This window comes from Gorillibacterium massiliense, from assembly GCF_000455485.1.
Taxonomy (GTDB): Bacteria; Bacillota; Bacilli; order Paenibacillales; family NBRC-103111; genus Gorillibacterium; species Gorillibacterium massiliense.
The window spans coordinates 1-3463 of sequence record NZ_CBQR020000001.1; the positions used below are offsets into that span (position 1 = coordinate 1).

A 3463-nucleotide genomic window follows, 5' to 3' on the forward strand; every position below is an offset into this window, starting at 1 on the left:
TACGTTTGGTGATGATGGCGGAGGGGAACCACGCGTTCCCATACCGAACACGACCGTTAAGCCCTCCAGCGCCGATGGTACTTGGACCGCAGGGTCCTGGGAGAGTAGGACGTTGCCAAGCACAATGAACCTCGCACAATTACGTGCGGGGTTTTTTGTCCGTTTGGCCGTTTCGTACTCGTCGAACAGGCTCCCGGTCCGCTGTGATCAGGTGCTCTTTCTTCGTTTTGCATAATTACTTTTCTGAGCAGGAGGTCACTGATTAACTTCATGAACGAATCTCCAATATAAAGCTGGAACCGAGTGGCGGGTATTCGATCAGGATAAACCGAGGAGCTAAAATTTAAACCAGCACCATACCATTTCAAGAATAACGAGTGCAGAAAAATAGAACAGAACATCGGGGGATTATATGTCCTGGAGTAAATTGAAGCAACAGCTTGAAAGTTTTCTCTGTCCTGCGTTACAGGGAAGGGTCGAATACCGCGCAACCGGCTATCGTTATTTACCAGATAAAGCGGGCCTTTGTTATATTGCGGTTGATAAAATGAACATTTTCAATATGAGCGATACAACTACCTTAATCAGATGGTATCAAACGGAGCTGGAAATTAAGAATGATTCAGCTCTCCAGATTCCTATCAACAATGAAGAAATTGAAGTAGTCAGAGAAGCTAGTAAGGGGATCATTCCGGAGGATCGTCTAAAAGTAATCGCAAGAAGCAGAAAAATATCAGAATATGCAAAGGAGCTTATGTCAGCGCAGTCATCATTAAGTAAATCAAACTTTAATGATGCAGCTGTTAAGTTTCTATCCCTTTCTATAGAGGTAAGCTTAGAGAGCAATGATATCTTATTGAATATTCTCGCTTTGGTGGACAGACGAGTTGGGAAAAAACGGATATTATATATGCGTGAAAAGATGAAGCTAAAGCATCCCATTGTACAGTATTTTTATGAATTACGGCTAAATACGCTGTGAGCTATTCCTGTATAGCGACAGAGCAGCTCATGCTAAAATATAGTTTATCTATTAATCAAACAAGTAAACTGAATGATGCGCCAAATGAAGGAAACTCCGTGAATTTGAAAATGAGGTTAAGGCATTTTTTAAGCCGAAAGAAATGTAGTTTCTAACAAAGTGAACAGGCACAGATGGGCGCCGGCCCACATAAGATGTTGTATTCGACATCGCGGGAGGGTGACGGCTCGTGTCCGGACTTTTTGTGGTAATTGCCATGTTTTTAAAGAACCTGTCACTACTTGTCTCTTATGTCAAAAACAATGCGTTCCCTCAGCCTCTTGCCGAAGAGGAAGAGATGAAGCATCTGAAGCGGATGCAGCAGGGCGATCCGGTATCCCGCAATCTGCTGATCGAGCATAACTTGCGTCTCGTGGCGCATATCGTCAAGACATTATAAACAAAGTCCGGCGTAAAGTGGTGATCTATTCCGAGCGTGTTTTGCTTAAAAGGTCGGGTAAAGGCTACATCTTAATTCGACTTGATTTATGATGGTTTTGGCTTTTGTGGGTGTGTACATTTCCATTCATATATCCATCCCACTTCAAAGGTCTGCTGACTTAAATGATACTGTGGAGGAGTAAAGCAAGACGGCGTGCTCCTTCTAAGGTCCACCATACTTACTATCGTAACGGCAGAGATGCCGTTTTTTATTTTTCCATACGCTACGAGTACAATCATCGGAGTAATATACATTTGAAATCGTTTTACATTAAATGTCAATTGAAAAGTGACTTATCGCATGGGGAAATCGTTTTGTGATTGCGTTTCCGACGGCGTATTTGTTGCCAAAAGGGATAATAAATAAAGTTTGTTTGAATAACTTTTCGGATGGGGGTGGAGGTAAACAAAAGCCGCTCATTCCGGAAACTTCCCGGACGAGCGGCTATTGTCTTCCTTCTTATTCCATAATCAACCCATATGCCGATATGTTCTTGATTCTGCGCGCCACAAGCATCGATACTGCATAGGCCAGTACGATAAGTCCTACGCATAGCAATGCCATAACAGGGATCTTCACGATGAAGTTAACGTTATGGAGACCGGCTCCGGTCAGCATCATGGTCAGCATCGAATTGGTGAAAAGGCAACCGAGCACGCCGCCGATAACGATTCCGCCAATGACGACCGGGACGTAGCTTAGCGCGATTTGAGTCATCAGCTGATAGGTTGTATATCCCGTTGCTTTCATGATGCCGAACTCCTTCTTGCGCTTAATGATCATCGTGCTGATCACCAAGTACAGGATGAGACATACTACGGTCACTGTAATCGCGATAATGATGGTCATCAACACGAGCATCGCGCTGCTGTATATCGAGCTCTGGTTTTCGATATTCTGATCGTAGTCCGTGACGTTATCCGCCAGTCCGCCGTATTGCGCCTTAAAGGCATCAATGAAGGCCGTATTGTCGACCCCGCTCAAGTATACGTTGATCATTGAACCGCGATAGTCGGGATCAAACTTCAGCATGCCGGCATCCGTCATATAGAACGCTTTATCGCCACCATTGCTGATCGACGAGCTCAAGCCAGTAATAAGCATCGATTGCGTCGTTGTGCCGACTTGTACGAAAACCGTATCGCCGATCCCTTTGTGGATCATGTCGGAGACGACCCAAGACAACGCGATTTCATTGTCGTATTGTGGGAACCTTCCCTCGAATACGAGCTGATTCTCCAGCTTGCTGTAGTCATCGATTACAAACATATTGTATTGTTGATCGTCCACCAGTCCGGCAGATTTATCGTAAAATATAGTGTGATCTACACCGTTCATTCGCTCGATATCCGCCTTTAACTTGATGCTGTCTGTGCCCGACTTCGCCTCTACGGCTACGTTGTTCGTTTCCACGCCGATCAAATGGTAGAACGTCGTTTTGTCGATCGCTATATTGTAGTAAAGTACGACGGAGAACACCGAAGCGAACGTAATGCCGATCATAATAATGAGGATAATCAAATTTTGCCTGCTATTGGCGAACATCGATTTGCAAGCGAGCTTGAACTGCAATCCGCCCTTGGCTTTGTCCAGCGGAAGGCGATTTTTCTTATGGCTGTGCGTCGTAAGGCCGCCCCGCAGCGCTGTAACCGGATGAAGCTTTCTAATGCGCATGGCGGACATAATGACGACGAGCATGACCAGACCGGATACGATTAGCACGCTCGTAACGACAGCCAAGACATTGAAGCGTTGTTCGGACAACAACCCGGTGAAGCTCGTGATCATCTGGCCGAATATCGGATCGAAGGCTGTGGAAGCTGACGCACCGATCAAAGCCGAGAACAGCGTGATAAGCATCAATTGGAGCGTAATCGAGGCAAGAATTTGTTTGGTCGTATAGCCTAATGCTTTCAGTACCCCCAAATTGACGATACCGTCGTTAATCATGTTCGTCACGCGGAACCTAATGACAATTAAGGTGACGATGACGATCAGTG

2 protein-coding genes, 1 rRNA gene and 1 pseudogene are annotated in these 3463 nt (G+C 45.4%); 3 read left to right on the plus strand and 1 reads right to left on the minus strand.

From position 1 onward, the window contains the following. The first annotated feature begins 4 nt into the window (after positions 1-4). The 3 genes and pseudogenes from rrf to TJ79_RS00015 all read left to right on the plus strand — a co-directional run. Positions 5-121 (plus strand): 5S ribosomal RNA (gene rrf / locus TJ79_RS00005). 291 nt (positions 122-412) lie between these two features. Continuing rightward, complete coding sequence (locus tag TJ79_RS00010) at positions 413-982, plus strand: SF0329 family protein (RefSeq protein ID WP_040948232.1); 570 nt, start codon at positions 413-415, stop codon at positions 980-982. Positions 983-1211: 229 nt separating this feature from the next. Further along, a pseudogene (locus TJ79_RS00015) lies at positions 1212-1412 on the plus strand (RNA polymerase subunit sigma-70); the annotation flags it as partial. A gap of 510 nt (positions 1413-1922) precedes the next feature. Here TJ79_RS00015 and TJ79_RS00020 read toward each other — a convergent pair. Continuing rightward, on the minus strand, positions 1923-3463 hold a 1541-nt coding region (locus TJ79_RS00020; protein WP_040948234.1), incomplete at its 5' end, for an ABC transporter permease.

Excerpts from the sequence above, each read along its gene's own strand:
- TJ79_RS00010 (WP_040948232.1), top strand. The coding sequence starts at position 413 with ATGTCCTGGAGTAAATTGAAGCAACAGCTTGAAAGTTTTCTCTGTCCT.